Origin of the sequence: Flavobacterium paronense (assembly GCF_030409795.1) — a bacterium.
Lineage (GTDB): Bacteria > Bacteroidota > Bacteroidia > Flavobacteriales > Flavobacteriaceae > Flavobacterium > Flavobacterium paronense.
Genome location: NZ_JAUFQN010000019.1, coordinates 2,118,051 through 2,140,088 on the forward strand (window position 1 = coordinate 2,118,051; position 22,038 = coordinate 2,140,088).

16 protein-coding genes, 3 tRNA genes and 1 riboswitch are annotated in these 22,038 nt (G+C 34.0%); of the genes, 10 read left to right on the forward strand and 9 right to left on the reverse strand.

What is annotated here, in order from left to right; genetic code table 11:
- Window positions 1-39: 39 nt before the first annotated feature.
- Window positions 40-5,934: a RemA C-terminal-like gliding motility protein gene (locus tag QWY90_RS10505; protein WP_290285885.1), complete on the reverse strand. Its 5,895-nt coding sequence runs from the start codon at window positions 5,932-5,934 to the stop codon at window positions 40-42.
- Between the two features lie 295 nt (window positions 5,935-6,229).
- Between QWY90_RS10505 and QWY90_RS10510 the strand changes: the two genes are divergently transcribed.
- Window positions 6,230-6,727: a phosphoribosyltransferase family protein gene (locus tag QWY90_RS10510; protein ID WP_290285886.1), complete on the forward strand. Its 498-nt coding sequence runs from the start codon at window positions 6,230-6,232 to the stop codon at window positions 6,725-6,727.
- Here the strand turns inward: QWY90_RS10510 and QWY90_RS10515 are convergent.
- A complete protein-coding gene (locus QWY90_RS10515; RefSeq protein WP_290285888.1) occupies window positions 6,719-7,237 on the reverse strand; it encodes a shikimate kinase in 519 nt (172 codons plus the stop codon). The two genes, QWY90_RS10510 and QWY90_RS10515, sit on opposite strands and share 9 nt — an antisense overlap.
- A gap of 127 nt (window positions 7,238-7,364) precedes the next feature.
- On the opposite strand from QWY90_RS10515, the gene QWY90_RS10520 reads away from it, so the two are divergent.
- The 3 genes from QWY90_RS10520 (at window position 7,365) to QWY90_RS10530 (ending at window position 7,662) form a co-directional block, all read left to right on the forward strand.
- Window positions 7,365-7,437, forward strand: a tRNA-Lys gene (locus tag QWY90_RS10520).
- A gap of 26 nt (window positions 7,438-7,463) precedes the next feature.
- Window positions 7,464-7,536 (forward strand) — tRNA-Lys (locus QWY90_RS10525).
- 42 nt (window positions 7,537-7,578) lie between these two features.
- Window positions 7,579-7,662 (forward strand) — tRNA-Leu (locus QWY90_RS10530).
- Between the two features lie 286 nt (window positions 7,663-7,948).
- Here QWY90_RS10530 and QWY90_RS10535 read toward each other — a convergent pair.
- Genes QWY90_RS10535 through QWY90_RS10550 form a run of 4 tightly spaced genes read right to left on the reverse strand, consistent with a single transcriptional unit; the run spans window position 7,949 to window position 9,976 of the window.
- Window positions 7,949-8,482 carry a GFO_1091 family lipoprotein gene (locus QWY90_RS10535; RefSeq protein WP_290285889.1) on the reverse strand — a complete coding sequence of 178 codons (534 nt, stop codon included), beginning with the start codon at window positions 8,480-8,482 and terminating at the stop codon, window positions 7,949-7,951.
- A gap of 4 nt (window positions 8,483-8,486) precedes the next feature.
- Window positions 8,487-9,017 carry a GFO_1090 family protein gene (locus QWY90_RS10540; protein ID WP_290285891.1) on the reverse strand — a complete coding sequence of 177 codons (531 nt, stop codon included), beginning with the start codon at window positions 9,015-9,017 and terminating at the stop codon, window positions 8,487-8,489.
- Window positions 9,018-9,030: 13 nt separating this feature from the next.
- Window positions 9,031-9,480: a PG0215 family putative anti-sigma factor gene (locus QWY90_RS10545; protein ID WP_290285892.1), complete on the reverse strand. Its 450-nt coding sequence runs from the start codon at window positions 9,478-9,480 to the stop codon at window positions 9,031-9,033.
- Window positions 9,467-9,976, reverse strand: a complete 510-nt coding sequence (locus tag QWY90_RS10550; RefSeq protein ID WP_290285893.1) for a GFO_1088 family ECF-type sigma factor — start codon at window positions 9,974-9,976, stop codon at window positions 9,467-9,469. The genes QWY90_RS10545 and QWY90_RS10550 overlap by 14 nt, the downstream gene beginning before the upstream one ends.
- Before the next feature lie 344 nt (window positions 9,977-10,320).
- On the opposite strand from QWY90_RS10550, the gene QWY90_RS10555 reads away from it, so the two are divergent.
- Both QWY90_RS10555 and QWY90_RS10560 read left to right on the forward strand, forming a co-directional pair.
- Complete coding sequence (locus QWY90_RS10555; RefSeq protein WP_290285894.1) at window positions 10,321-11,721, forward strand: GFO_1087 family putative carboxy terminal peptidase; 1,401 nt, start codon at window positions 10,321-10,323, stop codon at window positions 11,719-11,721.
- A 693-nt stretch (window positions 11,722-12,414) separates the two neighbouring features.
- Window positions 12,415-13,977 carry a T9SS type A sorting domain-containing protein gene (locus QWY90_RS10560; protein ID WP_290285895.1) on the forward strand — a complete coding sequence of 521 codons (1,563 nt, stop codon included), beginning with the start codon at window positions 12,415-12,417 and terminating at the stop codon, window positions 13,975-13,977.
- A gap of 59 nt (window positions 13,978-14,036) precedes the next feature.
- On the opposite strand, the gene QWY90_RS10565 is transcribed toward QWY90_RS10560, so the two are convergent.
- Window positions 14,037-15,977, reverse strand: a complete 1,941-nt coding sequence (locus QWY90_RS10565) for a TonB-dependent receptor plug domain-containing protein (protein ID WP_290285896.1) — start codon at window positions 15,975-15,977, stop codon at window positions 14,037-14,039.
- An 81-nt stretch (window positions 15,978-16,058) separates the two neighbouring features.
- Window positions 16,059-16,377: riboswitch (cobalamin riboswitch) on the reverse strand.
- Window positions 16,378-16,425: 48 nt separating this feature from the next.
- Between QWY90_RS10565 and QWY90_RS10570 the strand changes: the two genes are divergently transcribed.
- The 3 genes from QWY90_RS10570 (at window position 16,426) to QWY90_RS10580 (ending at window position 19,489) form a co-directional block, all read left to right on the forward strand.
- Window positions 16,426-17,562: an ABC transporter substrate-binding protein gene (locus QWY90_RS10570; RefSeq protein WP_290285897.1), complete on the forward strand. Its 1,137-nt coding sequence runs from the start codon at window positions 16,426-16,428 to the stop codon at window positions 17,560-17,562.
- 28 nt (window positions 17,563-17,590) lie between these two features.
- The gene (locus QWY90_RS10575) at window positions 17,591-18,619 is read left to right on the forward strand and encodes an iron chelate uptake ABC transporter family permease subunit (RefSeq protein ID WP_290285898.1); all 1,029 of its coding nucleotides are present in this window, start codon (window positions 17,591-17,593) and stop codon (window positions 18,617-18,619) included.
- Window positions 18,620-18,703: 84 nt separating this feature from the next.
- A complete protein-coding gene (locus tag QWY90_RS10580; protein WP_290285899.1) occupies window positions 18,704-19,489 on the forward strand; it encodes an ABC transporter ATP-binding protein in 786 nt (261 codons plus the stop codon).
- A 58-nt stretch (window positions 19,490-19,547) separates the two neighbouring features.
- Here QWY90_RS10580 and QWY90_RS10585 read toward each other — a convergent pair whose 3' ends face one another.
- Together QWY90_RS10585 and QWY90_RS10590 are read right to left on the reverse strand one after the other, a co-directional pair.
- Window positions 19,548-20,003, reverse strand: a complete 456-nt coding sequence (locus tag QWY90_RS10585) for a tRNA (cytidine(34)-2'-O)-methyltransferase (protein WP_290285900.1) — start codon at window positions 20,001-20,003, stop codon at window positions 19,548-19,550.
- Window positions 20,004-20,017: 14 nt separating this feature from the next.
- A complete protein-coding gene (locus QWY90_RS10590) occupies window positions 20,018-20,602 on the reverse strand; it encodes a pseudouridine synthase (RefSeq protein ID WP_290286966.1) in 585 nt (194 codons plus the stop codon).
- 83 nt (window positions 20,603-20,685) lie between these two features.
- On the opposite strand from QWY90_RS10590, the gene QWY90_RS10595 reads away from it, so the two are divergent.
- Window positions 20,686-22,014: a DNA recombination protein RmuC gene (locus QWY90_RS10595; protein WP_290285901.1), complete on the forward strand. Its 1,329-nt coding sequence runs from the start codon at window positions 20,686-20,688 to the stop codon at window positions 22,012-22,014.
- The last annotated feature ends 24 nt before the right edge of the window (window positions 22,015-22,038 follow it).

Below are 22,038 nucleotides of genomic sequence, written 5' to 3' on the forward strand. Positions count from 1 at the left end.
GTTGTCAAAATATAATATCGGTTGAAAAGTAAACTTATATTAATTTATTACTTTCTTCGTCACCACAATTCCATCAACTGATTTTATTTGAACCAACAAAACTTCATTAGTTAAACCAATACTGAAATTAGTTTGCAAGGAATTGATATTGTTTTTTTCTAGTAGCAACCTTCCTCGGATATCAAAAACTTTTAAAGTAGACATCATAATGTTTCCTGAAGAAACCTCAAACTCATTGCTTGGCTTGTTTTTATAAATCACAACAGTATTTTCATTAAATACTGGGTTTAAGTTTCCTAAAGTTTCAGTAGTGTAACGCAACACAAAACGATCATCAAAAGTACCAATACTTGTAGTAAAACTATACGGTCCATTTTTCAAATCATATATTATATTTAAAATTTTATCTTCTAAATATATATTTTGAGTTGTAAATAATCCATCATAATCTATTAAAGAAATGTTGTAAGTACTGGCAATAGTTGATTTATATCCTAATGGAATATAATCATTTACATCAAATGGCAATGGTCTACCTTGTATACTTAATTTTGTATCATCTACCTTTGAATAAAGTGTAATTGCATTACCAACATCTACCATTTCTCCATCAAACAAACGATCTAATCCCATAGTTGCTCCGTCAACATAGCCTAATAATACTTGTTTAAAAGCGCCTTGTGTATTGTATACATTTATCCAATAACGATGTTTTTCTATTTCAGATGTAACTGTAGTATTAGGTGTTGTCATTTTAAAAAACTGATCATTATTACCTGCGATACGCATCGTGTTTTTAAAAGTGGCGTTTCCATTAGATAGTCCTTTGATAAAAAATCCTTGACCCGATGCAATTTTACCATTTGGAGGTAAAACGCTAACACCAGGATTATTAGTAGCTCCACTAGGAACACCTCCAACAACTCCTCCTAAATAATTATATATTGCGTAATCACTTCCTGTATATTGGTAGGAAGCATTTAATGGTGTATTGTGTGTCCAAAAATATAACGTCCCACTTAATGTAGCAGCATTAGAAGCGTCCAATAAAAAAGCATCTGCTGAGAGAGCACTTGGGTATGGGTTCCCTAATAAATTAAACTGACTTGCTACACCTGTTGTTGGTATTGTAATAGTTCCAGTGTTTGGTACTCCAATAAAATTTGCTGTAAATGCTTGTGGTGTTGCTGGTGCAGCAATTGGAAAATTTGTAGGTGCTCTCCAAATATATCCTTTACCAGAAACCATACTAGTGGTTCCAGGATTAGAAATATATTGCCAAGAATTAGTAGCAGAATTAAACTGCAAAAATAAACTTGTAGGTGATAGAGGAGAAACATCCAATAAAATTTGAGGACTAACTGGACTAGACCAATAAGTATAATCAAATTTAAACATTGGTGTTGATACTCTTTTATAAGTAATATTTCCAGTATTTGAAATAGGAATACCATTGTTATCTAAAGAATTGACTTGAACTAAACTTGAGTTATTATCAAAAGTTAGCGAACCGCCTGTTACTCTAACATCATTTTGCACAGTTAATGTATGACCAGTGTTGAAGACAACAGTTCCAGAAATCACCTCAACAGAACACGCTTGCAAATTGGTAGTTGAAGAAAAACTACCATTAAAAATGGCTCTAGTTGAACTATTTGGGAGTCCATTACTCCATGCAGTTCCGTTCCAAGTTGTAGATACAAAAGTTATAGAAACAGAATTACTATAAACCAGAGGACATGAACCGCTTTGTAATACTACTCTATAATAGCGCGTACCACTAAAACTTCCAATAATAGCAGATGTTAAAGTACTAGTTGTATTAGTTATAGAGGTTAATCCAGTTGTAAAAGTTGCATTTGTTGCGTATTCCCATCTAACAATTGGCCCAGAGAAGGCTGTCAAAATTAAATCATTAGGCAGCCATGCAGAGCAAATAGTTTGGTTTGCAGACAATGTCCCTGTAGTAACAGATGGCTGTACTGTAATTGTAGCTGTAGAACTCGTAGAACAACCATTTGCTCCCAATGCTGTACCAGTGTATGTTATTGTACCATTTGGTTTTGCATAGATAAATGAAGCTGGTGTTCCTGCTATGTATGGATTAGTTGCTGCACTATCAAAATATAAATTGGTTACTGGTGACCAATTTACTTCTAGCGCTAAGTTACCTGTAATTTTAAAATTATCTACTGCCCAACCATAACCATAAAAAGCATCAAAATAGAATCTAAATTTAACCGCGGGATTTCCAACTAAACTATTTAAGCTTACAGTAACATTTACAAAACCCATAGAATTAACAGCAGGTGTAGAAGACGTTTGAGTAGAAACCGTAGTCCAAGTAGTACCACCATTTATTGATGCTTCAACTCGCGCTATATTGCCTCCTAATAATCTTAAATAATGCCAAAAACTTAAACTTGCAGTATTATAGGCTGCTAAATTAATTGTTGGAGACTCTAAATATGTTCTTGTTCTTGGACTGCCTGGGGATGAGCCTTGTGCATCTGAATTAGTGAAATAAAAACGAGAAGCATCATTACTACTTAAATTAATTCCACCAGACCAAGTACCAGTATAACTATATACACTATTACGAAGTGTCCAGTCGGAATTTGCTATAGTTCCTCCTGTTGAAGAATTATATGTTGTCCAACTATTTGCTCCATTAAATGTTTCCTCATAAATTGTAACTTGAGTAGCTGTTGCTAAACTAGATGTTAAGAGTTGTGTTTGCCCTTGACATATAGTTGCCGTAGCAGGAACAACAGTAATTGGAGGAGGTTCTGGATTAACAGTTACGGTGAAGCTCAAATTTGAAACACAAAGACTTCCGGAGGATTGAGAGGCTGTTAAGGTATAAAGAGTCGTAATTGTAGGACTAAATGTATATCCAGCTCCTATTGAACCAACAATTCCTGTTGACGGAGTCCATACAAAAGTAGTATAGGATGCTGTTGAGCCAGAAACCGTAACAAGAGGAATCGTCTCGCCACTACAAATAGTTGCACTTGTTTGACTTAACGAAATTACTGGTGCAGTAGTTATAACGGCATCAACTTTAGTAAGTAGTGATTTACAAATATTTGAAAGTTTCCAGTTATAAGCATACCAATATGTGGAGTTATCATTGTCAGTACCTAAAAGATTCGCCACTGAGGATGTATAAGAACTATAATCATTACTTACTACATTAATTAACAATCCTGAAGTAGGCAAAACATCCGTTGACAATTTATAAGTACCAGGAGTTAAATCAATATTAAAATTTATAGTTTGAGGTGTATTTCCTCCAGCCACACTAGTAAAATAAGGATAGGATGCAATTATTACATCTGAAGAATTTCTTATTGTAAATGTCCCACTTTGTCCAGAAACTAAGGGATAAATATCTATTGACTGTAAATTTGTGGAAGCAATGACAGAAAAACTAATCTTTACTGGAGTAGTTGATGTTCCTAAAGACCCACCATGACTAAGTGGCGAAACAGGTCCAACAGTGACTAAACCACCTGGAGCTTTTGATTGTGCATAGTATGAGGTTGTAGCAGAAAGTGTTGGAGTTACAAAACTATTTCCAGTTCCTAAAAGTATTGTTCCTGCTGAGTCTGCAAACCATTCAATAACTGAACCTGAACTAGCAGTAGCTGTCAATGTTGTTGATCCTCCTCCACATAAAACTCCATTAGTTACACTTAAATAATTTGAAGTTGAACAATCTGTACTAAAAGTTTGGTACAAACTCCAAACACTACTGTCTGATCCTCCACAATTACCTCGAACCCATACATAATACAAAGTAGCAGCGGAAAGCCCAGTAATAGTAGCTGAATTAACTCCAACCCCAACGGAACCTGTTGGTGTTGCTGTTATTGCTGGTTGAGAATTTGAGTTACTAACATAATAGTCATAACCATTGGAAGGTGGAGATAATGGTGGATCCCAAGAGATAGTAACATCGTTTATACCTACAGAATTAACTACAATGTTATCTGGCTCAAAACATGTAGGAGATACAATAACACTAATATCATCTATTAAAATTTTAGATTGATTGGCGGAACTATTGCCTTGAAACCCAAGATAAAAAACACCATCAGCTATTGGTGTAAAATCTACAATGGCTGTTTGATATACTGTATTAACAAAACCGGGTAAATCCAATATAGTTATATTCATTCCTGCTGCTGAAGCACCAGATCCTATACGAACTTTAAGATCTTCAGAAAATAATCCGGCAGTTAATGTGTTGTATTTAAATTTCAAACGATAAGTAACGCTTGTTAATAAATTTAATCCAGGAGTAAAAAACCAATCATCTGTACTAGCTGTATTTGTAGCTAAGTGATAAGAATTAGGCGACGAAGCTGGTAATGTATTTTGAACTTGCCATGCTACACCATCTGCATTGTCATTGGCAACTGTAAAACAAGTGGGTAAAGTATTAACTGGTGTTGCGTCAAAATTTTGAAAATAAGGTATTGGAAAAGCACCACACAATGTTGTTGCAGACACAGTCAAACTATTGGTATTGCAACTCAAGCCAACAGCACGAACTCTAAAATAATAAGTAGTTAATGGACTTAAACCAATTATAGACAAACTTGTTGAATTACTTGTTGAAGCATTAGAATAACCTGGTAAAAGCGTACTAAAAGTATTTGTAGTTGAAACATCAATAGCATAATCGGTTGCTCCGGTAACAGCATTCCATGAAGCTGTAAATGAATTCCCTCCAATAGAGGAAGAAGCAACGCTTAATGGTTCTGATATACAAGTAGTTTTTGATGTTGAAATCATACTACTTAAATTATAAAACGGACCTCCTATACAACCCGAATTGTATGGTATTGCCCAATAATAATAAACCGTATTTGGTGTCAAACCTGTTTGGGTAAAAGTAGTAGCATTAGAAATACTGACTACAGTGTATGTTGCCGAAATCACATCGTTAACAGCCCAATAAACTCTATTTGGAATCTGAATGTTAGTAGGTGCTGTATTAACTGTACTTCTTAGTATTAAATAATTTGTCGGTGACGGAACTGCCGCTGTAAAGCTATTTCCAACAAAACTAGTTGCAGTCACACTTGTAGTTCCTACTGAAAAAGCTGAAGGAACTCCCGTTGGAGTTACACAATTTGTTGAAGGTGTATAGGTGTATTTTAGACCGCTATTTGGGTATTCTGTAATACTGGTTCGAACTGTACTTGAATTAGCTGTTCCGTTAATTGTTTTTCCAGACCATGGTACATTTATATTACTAGAGCCTTGTAAACGATTATTAATATCACCCTGTAAAAAACTATTGTTCACCCCACGAATTCCAACTTGTGCATCGTAAGTTGTTGCAACCGTAGGCGAACAAACACCGTATAAAATCTCAATAACATTTGTTGTTTCATTTAACCTAATTTGAAAATTAAAATTTCCTGGAGCTATCTTTCTTGCTGCATTAGTCCATTGAACTACAAAAACTCTATTGGGTGAAGTACCAATAGTACTGTAAACGATATTATCAGTAGGTGTACCCGAAATCAAATCCCTTCCCAAAGCACTAATAGCTCCTCCATTAGTATAAGGTGTTGCCACACTTAAAGGTAAATAGTTGGTTGGAGTTGGTTGAACACCAAAAGAAATAAAACCATTCGGACTAATATAACATTGCGTTTGGTTTACTCCTTCATAATTAAATGTAAATCCAATAGGTGCTAAAAAAGCACTTCCTAAAACATGATCATCCCATGGAGCTGTATAGGCAGTTGATGGGGACGTTAATGCTGTATAACTTGAAATAGATTCCCCAAAACCATAAGTAGATACCTGAGAAAAACTAAACTGATTTACTAGTATAAAAATAGCAGTCGAAAAAAAAACAAAAAATTGCTTCTTTTTGAACAAGGCTAAATTTGGGGTAAAAATTTTAATCATATTCTTTACTTAAACTTTGAAAAAAGTAATGTAACTTAAACTAAGTTAGAAACTGTAAATTAATCACAATCATTATTATACAATTAGCAAATGTCGTAAAATTATATGAATTTTTAAAAAAAAATGTGTTTGAAACCATTATATCAAGTAAAATCGTTTAAGTGTAAAATAATATCGATTAATATTTATTTAATTGTAATAAAATTCTTTTTCATTTTAACTGATTTATAAAAACATTTAATTTTAAAAGTTGTAAAAAAAGGAATCTCTTTTTTATCTTTGGAAAAACATTACAATGAGTCAAAACATCATACTAAACGATCTAGAAATTAAACATAAAATAAAAAGAATATCTTATCAAATATTCGAAACTTTTGCTGAAGAAGATGAAATAATTTTGGCTGGAATTGCCAATAATGGTTATGTTTTTGCTGAAAAAATTGGAGAGATTTTAAAAGCTATATCTGATATAAAAATAACGTTATGTGAAGTTAAAATAGACAAACAAAATCCTTTTAACGAAATCACGACTTCTATCCCAAAAGAAATTTACTTTGAGAAGAATATAGTTCTAGTCGACGATGTTCTAAACTCAGGGACAACCTTAATATATGGTGTCAAACATTTTTTGGAAACTCCCGTAAAAAAAATTAAAACTGCCGTTCTGGTTGACCGAAATCATAAAAAATTTCCCGTAAAAGCTGATTTTAAAGGGATTTCACTTTCTACTTCACTAAAAGAGCACGTTCATGTTGTTTTCGAAAACAATAATAATTATGCCTATTTAGTCTAATAAACGAATAATTTCTTCTGTTATGAGTTGTGGATTCTTATCATCAACTAAAATTGTATAAGTGGCTTGATTATAATAATAACTTCTTTCAAACAAATGCTTTGCAATAAACTCATTTAATTGTTCTTCAGATTGATTAGCAACAAGTGGTCTGATCATTTTTTCTTTTTTAAGTCTTTCCGCAATAACACTTAATGAAGCTTTTAAATAAAATGAGATGCTGTTTTCTCCGGTCAAAAGCAAATGACTATCTGCATAACAAGGTGTTCCTCCACCCGTACTAATAATTAAACTTTCCTCATTTTCCATGATTTCTTTGAAGATTTCATACTCAATTTTTCTAAAATAAATTTCCCCTTTCTGTTTAAATAGTTTACTGATACTTAAATTGGTCTTTTCTTCAATCAAATTATCTAAGTCTACATATTTAACTCCTATTTTTTCTGATAACAACTTAGCTATTGTAGTCTTCCCAACAGCCATATATCCAACTAAAATAACTTTCTTCATTACATTAAAACCTTATATATTAAGCCATTAACAGCCATTGTCAAAAAAAGCCAAATTTATAATAAAATTGCTTTGAAATATAAATAATAAGGTCTTATATTTGCACCCGCATTCAAGAAAAGAAAAAGACTCGATAGCTCAGTTGGTAGAGCACATCACTTTTAATGATGGGGTCCTGGGTTCGAGCCCCAGTCGGGTCACATTTTTTTTCTTAAACACACTTAAAGACTCGATAGCTCAGTTGGTAGAGCACATCACTTTTAATGATGGGGTCCTGGGTTCGAGCCCCAGTCGGGTCACAAAAAGTCGTTCGCCATGGCGAATGGCTTTTTTTGTTTTTTGGCCATGTGGAGAAATTGGTAGACTTGCCAGCTTGAGGGGCTGGTGTTCGAAAGAACGTGTGGGTTCGAATCCCATCGTGGTCACGAATAAATAAAAAGATAGTAAAAAAACATCAAGCTCGCTTGATGTTTTTTTACTATCTTTTTATTTTCAAAGCGGAGCTTTGTGGGAAAGACAAAGTCAATCCCATCGTGATCAACAATAAATAGGAAAATTCAAGATCGCTGTAAATATTTTTTACTATCTTTTATTTTCAAAGCGGAGCTTTGTGGGAAAAACAAATTCAATCCTATCTTCGTCAAGGGTAAATCAAAAAATATCCCATTCCAACTATTCGGAATGGGATATTTTAATAACTAACCTCAAAATTTATTTAATTAATCCTTGCAATGGTTTCAATTGTTCCATATTAATGTTGGCACTTTTTAATAACGATATCATGTTTAAGATATTATTGGGATTCATATCGTTTCCTAAAATTCTAACCACGGCAAAACCGTTTTCTTTCTTTTTAGCAAAAAAGATAAACTCATCGATATTATCCACATCGCCAACAAAACTGACCGAAGCTCCATCTTTACCAGAACCCACTTTCATCAACTCTTGGTATTCTTCATTCTTAAGGATTTGAGTTACTTTTTGACTTTCAACATCATATTCTGCTTTGTTAGTAGTGTCCAATTTGAAAGCCAAAACATTCATTTTATCAAATGATCCTAACGCTGTTTTTTGTTCAGCTGTTAGCTTTGTTTTATCAATATTGATGATACCCGGAGAAACATCCAACGCTACAAAATTTTTCTTTTCAGCACTTTCTACAAAATACTTCTGAAGCGTTGGTTCATTATTACAACTTGTAAGTAATAATGATATTAGTGTGGCGAGGTAAAATGTAATTTTCATGATTTTACTTTTTACCCTTTGATGCTTTTGATGCTTTTTTCAGGTCATCGCCTCCAGGTAAATTCATTTTATCTGTCAATACAGAAAGCTCGTTCAAATCAAAATCACCAATCAAGGACATCAAAACCGTTTCTTCGTTTCCTGAACCTTCTACAAACATCATCAGCTCTTTAATTTGTGAGTCAGATGCTCCGGATTTTACATAAATTTTGACGCTTTTACCTTTATCATTTATTTTCATTAACTCCTCAAGTGATGATGATTTGATATATTTATCTGAAATCGATTTCATCTCGTCTGATTTCTTATCACTTTGTGTAACAAAAACCCTTAGGTTGTCTAATTTTTTTATCAAATTCACATATTGCTGTGATTCTTTGTCTTTTACTTCCATTTTGCTCAAAAGCGCAAACATTTTTTTGTTAACGACTACAGATGTTATTCCTTCTTGGTCTTCAAACTTGTCAAACACACTTTGTGCAAAAAAGGTAGTTGTGCTTAACACTAATACTAAACTTAAAATTAATTTTCTCATGATTTCTGATTGTTTACTTTTTAAAAATTCTGTTTTTTGATTGTTCATATTCATTTAAATAACCTATGCTTCCAATACCTTTATTTACATGTTGCGAAATCATAGCCAACGCTTTTTGCGTTTCTCTGAAGGCTACTTCCGGATCATCATAAGTACCTAAATCATTTGACTTTGGTTGATTATAATTATTGAATGTAAATAAACCCACGCCAAGTAAAACCGCCACAGATGCTGCAACTGACAACCAAACTACACGTTTGTGTTTCTTAGTGTTTAATGGAATTGTTGCTGTAAATTGTTCTTGTTTTGCTTGAACTGCATAACCAAATATTGGTTTATATTGTTCTAGATGCTGCGCAACATCCGATGAAGCAAAGTAATCTTTCAATTCTTTTTCTTCTGCAATAGTGGTTTCTGCTTCGAAGTATTTTTCTAGTAATTTTTCTATTCTATCCAATGCCATAATGATGTGTTTTTATCATTTTTTCTCTTATAACTTTTCGTGCTCTTGATAATGACGTTCGAATGGCTTGCTCATTCATTTCTAAAACAGTGCTCATTTCTTCGAATTCCATTTCTTCAATGTCTCGCATTTGAACTATCAGCTTTTGTTGTTCGGGTAAGTCATTCATTATTTTTTCAACCCATTTCCAAGTGTCGCTATCTTCAATTTTTTGTTGCAAACTTGCTTCTCTGTCTGTGAAATTATTGTGAACAATTCTCATATTGCCCGCACGTTTAGATTTCAACTGGTCTAAACAATAATTTTTTGTCATGGTCATTGCAACTGCTTCAACACTTTTATATTCGTCCAACGTTTCGTTTCTGTTCCACAATTTTACCAAAACTTCCTGAGTTGCATCTTCTGCTTCTTCGGTGCTAACGAGTAAACGTTTTGCAACTCGAAAGAGCTTATCCTTAAAAGGATTTACAAGCTGCATAAACTCATTTTGATTCATTGAAACTTATTTGATTAGTTGGATACAAGGGCAAGACGACTCACATTTTTATTTGTTACAAACAAAATAAAATTATTAACCTGTTGGGTTTAATTAAAATAAATTTAAAATCACTAAAAAATTATCAAATTTTAACACATAGAAACATAGAAAGAAAAACAATATAGACCAATTCTTGGTTACACAGAGCTTTGTTTTACTATAAAAAAGTGAAACGCCTTTACAAAATCATTAAAAACTATGTTTCTATGTGTTTAAAAATTATCAAATTCGAATTTCACCCAACGGGTTAAAATTATTAACCTAAACTTTGTAAATTTACGTTTATTAAAATAAAAGCTGCTATGAAAAAATCTATCGTTTTATCGTTATTACTATTCTTATTTGTCATTCCGTTTGGTTGTTCCGATATGGATGACAATGCTGTTCCGGCTAGTGTTGAAATAAAAGATTTTGTCTGGAAAGGGATGAATTTATACTATTTGTGGCAGGCTGATGTTACTGATTTAGCTGATGACCGATTTGCCAATCAATCCCAATTAAATACCTTTTTGGAGACTTTTGCATCACCAACGGAGTTATTCAATGCGCTTCGTGTGCCTTCTCCAACAGATAGATTTAGTGTGATTTACAGCGATTATACTGTTTTGGAAGGCGTGCTTTCAGGAAATACGCTAAATAACGGAATGGATTATGGTTTGCGATATAAAACCGGAAGTACTACAGATATTTATGGATGGGTTCGGTATATCATTCCAAATTCTGATGCTTCTACTAAAGCAATTTCCAGAGGCGCTATTTTTTATGCTATTAACGGAACACCATTAACTATTGACAATTACCAATCACTTTTGTCCAATGATACCTACACTGTAAATTTTGCCGATTATGATGGAGGTGCAATTACACCAAACGGTCAATCATTAAGTTTGACCAAAACCAATTTAGCTGAAAATCCAATATTAATGAGCACCGTTATTAATCAGGGAACGCACAACATTGGCTATTTAATGTACAACGGATTTTACGCTAGTTATGACAGTCAATTGAATACCGCTTTTGGTAGTTTTGTTTCGCAAAATGTAACCGATTTAGTGTTGGATTTACGTTATAATTCTGGTGGTTCTATCAATACCGCTACCAAATTAGCAAGCATGATTACAGGGCAGTTCACCGGTCAATTATTTGCCCGACAACAATGGAATGCCAAAGCGCAAGCCTATTATTTAGCCAATAATCCTGGTTCTTTAGAAAACAAATTTGCTTCTGGTTTAAATGGCTTGCACCTCAACAAAGTATATATACTGACAACAAAAGCTACGGCTTCAGCAAGTGAATTAGTAATAAACTGTTTAAAATCTTATATCGATGTGGTTCAAATTGGAGATGTAACAACCGGAAAAAATGTTGGTTCGATAACCTTATACGATTCGCCAACTTTTGCAAAATCCAATGTAAATCCGAATCATAAATATGCTATGCAACCAATCGTGTTGAAAATAGTTAACAAAGATAATTTTGGAGATTATACTAATGGAATTTTACCAACAACTTCATTGCCCGAAAACTTTGGTAATTTGGGCATTCTGGGTAATGTTGACGAACCTTTATTGAATGTAGCCATCAATCAAATCATCGCCAGCGGGAAAATGGTGCCTCAAGTACCAAGCACTATAGAACGTGATTTTACAGATGCTAAATCAATAAATCCGTTGCGGAGTGAGATGTATTTAGATAATAAATAGGTTTATCTAAATAGTTTGTTCGGGGTTTGTTCGGGGTTTGTTCGGTAAAATGCCCATTAGGGTACCACAACCCCGAACAAATACCGAACAAATACCGAACAAAACCCGAATAATGCATTTACTATTAGCACGAAATTAGTTTAATTTTTGAGATTGTGTGAATTCCCTTTTGGTGCTTTTCCGTTTCCATTTGTAGCGTCATTGGTTCCTGTTCTATTAGAAGCGGTTCCATGATTGGCATACTGTGATGCACATGAAAATAAAACTACTGCATCAATAACAATAAGCCTATTCGGATGTTAAATAAAGTTTTCATAAATCAATTATTTGAATTACTATAAATGTACTCACTACTAAACTCCTAATTACCAAAAACTTATAGGCTAATATTATATAATTATGACTAAATCATTGCCATCGGAAAAATAGTCTCGTTTTTTCTAAATAGAATGGAGTAAGATGTAATTAGAAAATAAAATAATTATGCTTTTTTAATTGAAAAACTATTTCTGTAAGTTTTTATTGCTTTACACAAAAGATGTTTTTATATTCGCACCATAATTATCCCCAAAAATTATAACCTACTTTAGAAAATCGAATTATTTTACTAGTTCGATTTATTTTTTTATTATTTATTTCAATTGGGAGCGCTGAAAACCAAGTTTTAGAGTAAGCAAAATTAAACATACCTTTATGAAAACAAAATTACTTTTACTAGTAGTATTATGTGCTTTTTTTAATGCGAATGCAACGGTTTATTATGTAAATAAAAACGCCACTGGGACTAATAACGGTGCCAATTGGACAAATGCATTTACAACTATTGAATTAGCATTCTCTAATGCTATTGTTGGTGATCAGGTTTGGGTTGCCGCCGGAGTATACAAACCAGCAGGCACCACAAGAAGTGCCACTTTTACCATTCCAAACGGAGTTGAAGTTTATGGTGGGTTCGCTGGAACTGAAACTAGTTTAGCACAAAGAGATTTGACTGTTAATACCACTACTTTAAATGGTGACATTGGAGCAGCAGGAACACAAACTGACAACTGCTACAGCGTAGTTACGTTTACCAACGCTAGCAACTTAACAAAATTTGATGGGTTTAAAATAATAAATGCCTATAATAACCTATCATCAACCTATGGAGGTGCCATCAGAAATAACAATGGCGAACCTACTATTTCAAATTGTGAATTTCTAGCCAATTATGCTTTTTATGGTGCGGCTGTTGGAAGTAGCACAGGTGGTGCTCAAACCATGACTTTACTAAATTGTAAAATGAGAAGTAACAACGCCGTATACGGTGGTGCTGTATACGCTAATCTTGGAAATGTAAAAATAATTAATTGCGAAATCTATACTAATACCGCATCCTATGGTGGAGGAATACAAAGCGAAAACGGAAGTCTTTTTATTGACCGATGCAAAATAAGCGGTAATTCTGCAACTAATACTGGAGGCGCTATACGCTTAAGTAATTCAAGTGCTAAATTGGAAATGTACAATAGTTTAATTGTAGGTAATCTTGCTGATGAAGGAGCCGTATTGAGTTTAGCGCCAATAAGCAATCAACAGGTTCATAAAATCATCAATTGTACTATTTCAGGAAATAGAAATATTAGTACTTCAACCTCTACCTCTACCCTAATAGTTTTATCTTCAGCTAATAATAGTATTATTGCTAATTCGATTATTTGGGGTAATGTATGTTACCGACAATTATTAAATGGTAATGCCAACAATTGTATTATTTTAGGTAATTATCTGCCAGATAACTCTACTAACATTTCAACCACTAATCCTGGTATGATTTCTATGGGCGATGGAAACAATGCTCCGTTTACGCAAGATGCTTATAACTATAGAGTACCTTCAACATCTAATGCCGTTAATACGGGTAATAATTCATTTGTAAATTCGTTATACAATTTAGATTTAGATGCCACTACTAGAATTCAAGACACAACTGTAGATGTTGGTTCCTATGAGACAAACCCATTTTTATCAGTTGATGATTTCGTTAAAAACAGAGTTTCAATAGCTCCTAATCCTGTTTCAAACACTATTACTATTACTGCAACTAAATCATTTGATGGTGATACTAAATATTCAATTTTTGACATCAATGGTAGAGAATTAAAGTCTGATGTACTAAATAATTCAAACACGATAAATGTTGAAGATTTTGCTCAAGGTGTTTATATCCTTAAAATAAACGGCATCGATAAAGGAATTAAATTTTCTAAAGAATAAATAACTTTAAAAAAGTAAACAAAGTAAAAAAGGCTAACCTCTCAGTTAGCCTTTTTCATTTATAAAATTATATTCAACCCCAATTTAAAATTCCTGCCTCGAGTAGAATACCCCACATTTTCAACAAATTCTTCGTTGAAAATATTGGTAGCTGAACCAAAAATAGTCAACCTACTTTTAATCAATTCATATTTAACTAAAGCATTTACCAATTGGTAAGAACCCAACTTTGTTGTTACTACGCCAAAGGTATTTCCATCAAAAAACGCATCGTTACGCCCATCAAAATACTGGTAGTTTACACTAAAAAGTGTTCTGCTTGTTGCTTGAAAATCAAAACCCGCATTAACTTTGTGTTTCGGAATTAATCGGTCTACCGCTTTATCCACTTGTGTAAAAGTATAGTTTCCGTTAAGTTGTAGTTTAGATGTTAGGGCAATGTTTAAAGATGTTTCAACGCCTCTTGCTTTGGTTTCTCCATTTACATTAATATAGTAAGCATCAAAAGTAGATGGATCAAAATAAAAATCAATGGCGTTGGTTTGGTTACGGAAGAACCCCACAGCGTTCAGTCTTACTTTTTTGTTTACCAACTCCGTTTCAAAACCAGCTTCAACGGTAGCATTTTTTTCCGGAGTTAAATTGGCATTGCCATATTCTGAATACAATTGATACAAACTTGGTGTGACATAAGCTGTGCTGTAAGAAGCCAAAACTTTCAAAGGAAATGAAGTCTTGAAATTGTAAGATGGATTAAAATTGTAAACAAAATTATTACCATAAGCGCTATGATTATTCAATCGCGCTCCGGCATTAATGTTCAAACCAAAGTTAGCATTATACACCAAAGTAGTATAACCATCAATGATGTTGAACTTGGTATTTTCGTTTGTAAGAGTGCTGAAAGGCGTTTGACTTTTCATATCGTTAAACTGATAATTGACACCCAAAATCAGGAACAGTTGGTTACTAAATTTGTATTTATTAAATCCATCAACAACAATACTTCGTGATTCATACAAAGAATAATCAATCGTGTTGGAGAACGTGTTTAACTCCTTATAATCGCGTGTTATTTTGGTAAAACCAGAGTTCAATACAAATTCTCCTTTAGTGTATTTGTATTTTGGCGAAAACCCAAACCGAATTTGTTTCGAAGTTGTAACATTATCAGCCGTATCATCAAAACCTGTATTGTCAAAAGCTAAATCATACTTGTTTTTGATTCTATCATAATTACCAAAGAAATCTAAAGTCAATTTCTGTGTCGCTTTAAAACCAAGCTTTGCCATAAGATTTTGTCTCGAAAAAGAATCGGGTTCATAATTTTGCCCTGCAATTTGCGACATGCCTTTGGTTTCAGTACTATTGAATCCGGCTAAATAGTTTGCCTTTTTGAAGTTGCCATTCACGGAAAGCCCTTGGTTAAAATCTTGTCCGTTGTATTTGTGATTGTCCGCGGTGTTATTCGAGCCAATATTGACATACGCATTGCCTTGAATTTCTTTTTTTGCCGATTTTTTCAACGTAATGTTAATCACTCCAGTTGCTGCACCAGTACCATAAAGCGTGCTTGAAGCGCCTTTCATAATCTCAATTTTCTCGATTTGTTCTGCCGGCAATAACCGCAAATCATACTCAAAACTAATTCCGGAAGCATCGGTAACCGGAATACCATCAATCAAAATCAACACCTGACGGTTTTTTCCTCCTCGGATGTAGTAGCCTAGGTTTTTTCCGTTTGCCGATTGGTTTCCGTTGATTTCAACTCCGGCGACTTGCGATAAGACGTTTGCCAGACTTTGACCAGACTTCTTTTCTAAATCCTTGGCCGTGATAACCTCAATTACTTTTCCTGATTTTTCTTGACGGAGTGCAAATTTGGTATCAGAAACCACTACTTCATCCAAGGCATTTACCTTGGTAGAATCCTTTTCTTGCGCATAGGCACAAGTGTTTAGCATAGCCAAAATAGCTACTGCTCTTACTGTTTTTTTCATTTTTTAATTCAACAATAATTTAATAATCTTGGGAGAAAAGCATAGAATTTACCCATACCCAAACCTCTTTTCCCGAAAGTTTGTTACTCGATGAATTAGGCAGGTCTCCTGGCTTGCGTCTTGTTGTTGACCTTCCCATCAGGATTTGAGATTTGAGATTTAAGGATTACGGATTATAAAATCCTAATTCCTAACTCCTAATTCCTAAATTCCACGACAGTGGTTTTGTAGATAACAACAAGCTTGATAGCTTACAGTTGCGGGAACAGCTCAAGATTATAAATTGTGAGTTGAGTTTTGAATTCGTAATTCGTAATTCTCAATTCGTAATTTTTTACTTGATTCCCTTTTAATGCGATTTTGAAAAACAGAAATCGCAACCTTAATTCGGGAGCAAATGTAAAGTATAAATTAAAAACAAAACAATACTTTTGCAAAAAACAATTTAATGAAGACCTTTTGTAATGCTTTATTTTTAGGTACTCTTTCTTTTTTCCTTGTACAATGCAAAAATGAAACTAAGTCAGAAACTACTATTTCTCCAAAAAACGAAATTCATTACGCTAAAGGTTTCTCCATTGAAAACTATTTTGGTTATTCGGTAGTAACCGTTAAAAATCCTTGGCCAAAGGCTACCAAAACCTATACTTATATTCTAAAAGAAAAAAACGGAATTGTTCCCGATAGTTTAAAACAAAACACCATTATTTCGGTTCCGATTAAAACAATAGTCGTAACCTCAACAACGCATATTCCTTCACTAGAAATGCTTGATGAAGTCAATACGATAGTTGGTTTTCCGCATTGTGATTATATTTCTTCCGAAAAAGTAAGAGCTCGAATTGATGCCGGCAACCTAAAAGAACTAGGTAATAATCAGGATTTAAATACTGAAGTCCTACTCGATTTACAACCAAATGTTATAATCGGTTATGGCATCGACAACAAAAACCCAACGTTAGATAATTTACAAAAGAGCGGCCTAAAAGTGATGCTTAACGGCGATTGGAACGAAGAAAATGCCTTAGGAAAAGCCGAATGGATTAAGTTTTTCGGAGCTTTATATGTCAAACAGAAAGAAGCTACAGCCATCTTTACCAAAATTGAAAAGGATTATTTAAAAACCATTGCCATAGCCAAAATGGCTAAAAACAAGCCAACCGTTTTAGCCGGAGATATGTTTGAAGACCGATGGTATTTGCCCAAAGGAACCAGTTGGGGAAGTTTGCTTTTGAAACAAGCCAATGGAAATTATTTGTGGCAGGAAACCAGCGGTACAGGAAGCTTATCTTTGTCTTTTGAAACCGTTTTTGAAAAGGCGAAAAGCGCAGATATTTGGATAACTTCCGGACAATTTTCTTCACTTAAAGAAATGACTGATGTGAACCTACATTATGCTAAATTTGATGCTTTCAAGAATAAAAATGTATATTCGTTCAGCGGAAAAAAAGGAAAAACCGGAGGCATTCTTTATTATGAATTAGCACCCAACCGACCTGATATTGTATTGAAAGATATTGTCAAGATTCTACATCCGGAATTGTTAGTTGGTTACCAACCCTTTTTCTTTGAGAAATTAAAATAAACCACAGATTTCACAGATTATCACAAATTTGAAAACGCAAAACCGAAATACACTTCTTTTCTCTTTATTGTCATTGACATTGCTATTGACCTTGCTATTGAACATTTCAATGGGACAAGTTGCCATTCCGATGAAAGAGGTTTTCAAAAGTTTGTTTGGTGGCCATGCTTCAAAAGAAACCTGGGAATACATTATTGTTAATTTCCGTTTACCAAAAGCCATCACAGCTATTCTAGTGGGAATCGGACTTTCTATTTCAGGCTTATTGATGCAGACTTTGTTCCGAAACCCATTAGCCGGACCTTATGTACTTGGTTTGAGTTCAGGTTCTAGTTTAGGTGTTGCTTTTGTCATTCTTGGCGCTGGATTTTTACCTGCGGTTTTTGCACAATTCCTGCTTTCTTCTTATGGGATTATTTTGGCTTCCTGTATTGGAAGTTCTTTAGTCTTAGTAATGATTTTAATTGTTTCTCAACGTTTGCGTGACACTATGTCGATACTCATTGTTGGATTAATGTTTAGTAGTTTTACCAGTGCGATTGTTAGTGTATTTACCTATTTTAGTTCGGCTGAACAATTACAGAAATATACGTTTTGGTCGATGGGAAGCATTGGCAATTTATCGTGGCAAAACATTTCGATTTTAGCGGTTTGTACTTTAGTTGGATTACTGTTCAGCCTGTTTTCTTTAAAATCTTTAGATGCCTTGCTACTCGGAGAAAACTATGCCAAAAGCATGGGCTTGAACATCAAGAAAGCACGTTATACCATCATATTTGCTACGAGTATTTTGGCGGGAAGCATCACCGCTTTTGCCGGACCAATTGCATTTATTGGATTAGCCGTTCCACATTTGGGGAAATTGTTATTCCAGACAAGTAATCATAAAGTGCTATTTTTTGCAACGCTGTTAATTGGTTCTATTATAATGCTATTTTGTGATACCGTTTCACAAATGCCGGGTTTTGATTTTACGTTACCAATAAATGCTATAACGTCAATTATTGGTGCGCCGGTTGTGATTTGGTTAATTATCAGAAAGAAAAGTATTCAGTAAATTTCAAACACATAGAAACATAGAATAATTTAAAAAATAGCCCCAGAATAAAAAACTATGTTCCTATGTGTTTAAACTAAAAAAATGAGTTCAAATAAAATCATACTTTCAACGTCAAATTTATCCATTGGATACCAATCCAAAAAAGGAAAGAACATTATTGCTGAAAACCTCAACTTGACTTTTAAAGAAGGAACGTTAATTTCTTTAGTGGGCGGAAATGGTATTGGAAAATCGACTTTATTGCGAACAATTAGCGTAATACAAAAACCATTAGCAGGAACTGTTACACTAAACGAAAAAGACATTCATCACTACGAACCGATAGCGTTGGCACAAAATTTAAGTTTGGTATTAACCGAAAAACTACCGCCGAGTAATTTGACTGTTTTTGAATTGATTGCGTTAGGAAGACAACCTTACACCAATTGGTTGGGCAAACTTTCTACAGAAGATTTAGAAAAAATAAATCAGGCGATTACACTCACACATATTGAACATTTGCTTGACAAAAAGCATCATGAAATTAGTGACGGGCAATTACAGATTGTTTTAATTGCAAGAGCTTTGGCACAAGATACGCCTTTGATAATTTTGGATGAACCGACAACACATTTAGATTTATTTCACAAAGTTTCGGTTTTTAAATTGTTGAAAAAGTTATCTCAAGAAACCAATAAATGCATTTTATTTTCTACTCACGATATTGATTTGGCAATCCAACTTTCGGATGAAATGATAGTTATGACCGAAAGTTCAGTGGAACAAGACCAACCTTGCAATTTAATTACAAAAGGAATTTTTAATACACTTTTTAAAGATTCGTCCATCACTTTTGATGGCGAAAAAGGGAAGTTTGTTATTAATTGACAATGGATAATTGATAATTACCTCCATGAACTCAAAAATAATTATCAATTGTTAACTATCAATTGTTAATTGCTATTTGTCTTTTCGCTTCTCCAACGACAAACGCTACCGAATTAGCAATATTATAACTTCGGATTAAATTCGACATTGGAATCGTTAAATGGTTTTCGAATTGGGCTAAAACTTCTTTGCTTAAACCAACACTTTCTTTACCAAAAACCAACCAATCGCCATCCTGAAACTCGGCTTCATAAATAGATTTTGTTGCATGCGAACTCATCAGGAAAACTCTTGATTTGTCTTGAATCTGCTTCATCCATTCGGCTACATTTTGATATTCCGTTACGTCTAAATGCACCCAATAATCCAAACCGGAACGTTTTAGGTTTTTGTCATTGATTACAAATCCGAATGGATGAATTAAATGTAACCGACTTTCAGTTCCAACAGACAATCGACCGATGTTTCCGGTGTTATTTGGGATTTCGGGTTCTACTAAAACGATGTTGAGCATGTAAGTTAATTTGGTTATTCGGTAATTTGGTTATTTGTGAAAAAGCTAGAAACTTCGAGAACTTCTCCCGCTTTTAGATTTTGCAAATGTAGGTTTCCTACTCGGATTCTGACCAATCTTAATGTTGGAAATCCAACTGCTGCTGTCATTTTTCGCACTTGGCGGAATTTACCTTCGGTTAGTGTTATCGAAAGCCAGCTTGTTGGTCCGTGTCGTTCATCGCGAATTCTTCTTCCTTCGCCAATGCTGTTTGGAAGCTGGTTTATGATTTTGGCTTTACATTCTTTGGTTGTGTATCGGATTCCTTTGAAACCAATTTCGACACCTTTTTTAAGTTGGGTAATTGCTTCTTCGTTTATGATTCCGTCCACTTGAGCATAATATTCTTTCTCGACAGTTTTACTTCTAACCAATTCACTCATCATACCGTCAGTCGTTAGCAAAAGTAAACCTTCGGAATCTTCATCTAAACGGCCAATTGCCATCGTTCCTTCGGGGAAATTATGCAATTCGCCCAACAACTTTTTGTATCGCTTTTTTTCATAAATGAATTGACTTAAATAGCCGTGAGGTTTATGAATTAGGAAATGGTGATGCATCGTTTTTATTTGCAACAAAAATACATTTTTGAAATAGTCAATTTCAATTTAATGCTTATTTTTACAAAAAACATACTATTATAATGTCAGCTTCTTTATATATCATCTTCGCCTTTGTCATTGCTTTATTCATTGGAATTTATATCGGAAAAACACTTTTAGCCGCCAATTCAAAATTAGACAAAGCGTCATTGGAAGAAAAACTAAACGGTTTGTTGCAGCAAATTGAACAATTCAAATCGCAATTAAATCAAACGGTTCAGGAACGCGAAACTATTCGAGCCGAGAAAGAATCGTTAGCCATTCAATTATCAAAAAAAGAAACTGATTTTGAAAATCTTTGGGAACGCAACAAAGAACAAAAGGAAGAAGTAGAAAAGCTACAGGAGAAATTCACCAAAGAATTCGAAAATCTAGCAAACAAAATTCTAGAAGAAAAAACGACTAAATTCACGGAACAAAACAAGGAAAACCTTAAAAACATCTTGGAACCGCTGCAGAATAAAATTCAGCTTTTTGAAAAGAAAGTCGAAGACACACACAAAGAAAGCATTGATTATCACGCCGCATTACGTCAGCAAATATTGGGCTTACGCGAAATGAATGAGCAGATGAGCAAGGAAACTTTGAACCTAACCAAAGCACTTAAAGGCGACAGTAAAATGCAGGGCAATTGGGGCGAATTGATTTTGGAGCGGGTCTTAGAAAAATCCGGTTTAGAAAAAGGACGCGAATATGAAGTGCAGCAAAGTTTTGTGACTGAAGAAGGCAATCGGGTTTTTCCGGATGTGGTGATTAATTTGCCTGATGGAAAGAAAATGGTTGTCGATTCGAAAGTAACCTTAACAGCTTACGAACGCTATATTAATGAAGAGGATGATGATAAAAAAGCACAGCATTTAAAAGAACATGTGATGTCCATCAAACGTCATGTTGACCAACTAAGCGAGAAAAATTATCACGATTTATATCAGATGGAAAGCCCTGATTTTGTGCTGCTTTTTATTCCAATTGAATCCGCTTTTGCTTTGGCATTGAATGAAGACACTTCTCTTTATAACAAAGCTTTTGAAAAAAATATTGTGATTGTTACGCCTTCCACATTATTGGCAACATTGCGAACTATTGACAGTATGTGGACGAATCAAAAGCAACAGGAAAATGCTCTAGAAATTGCACGACAAGCCGGAGCTTTATACGATAAATTTGAAGGTTTTGTGGCCGACTTGGTTAAGGTGGGAAATAAAATAAAAGACTCCAAAACAGAATATGACAATGCGATGAACAAACTGGTTGATGGTAGTGGAAATCTAATCACCAGAGTTGAAAACCTAAAAAAAATGGGCGCTAAAGCCAAAAAAGCATTACCTGAGAATATCTTGCAAAGAGCTAATAAAGAAGAAGAGTTATAGACAGATAAAATATCTTAGTATTAT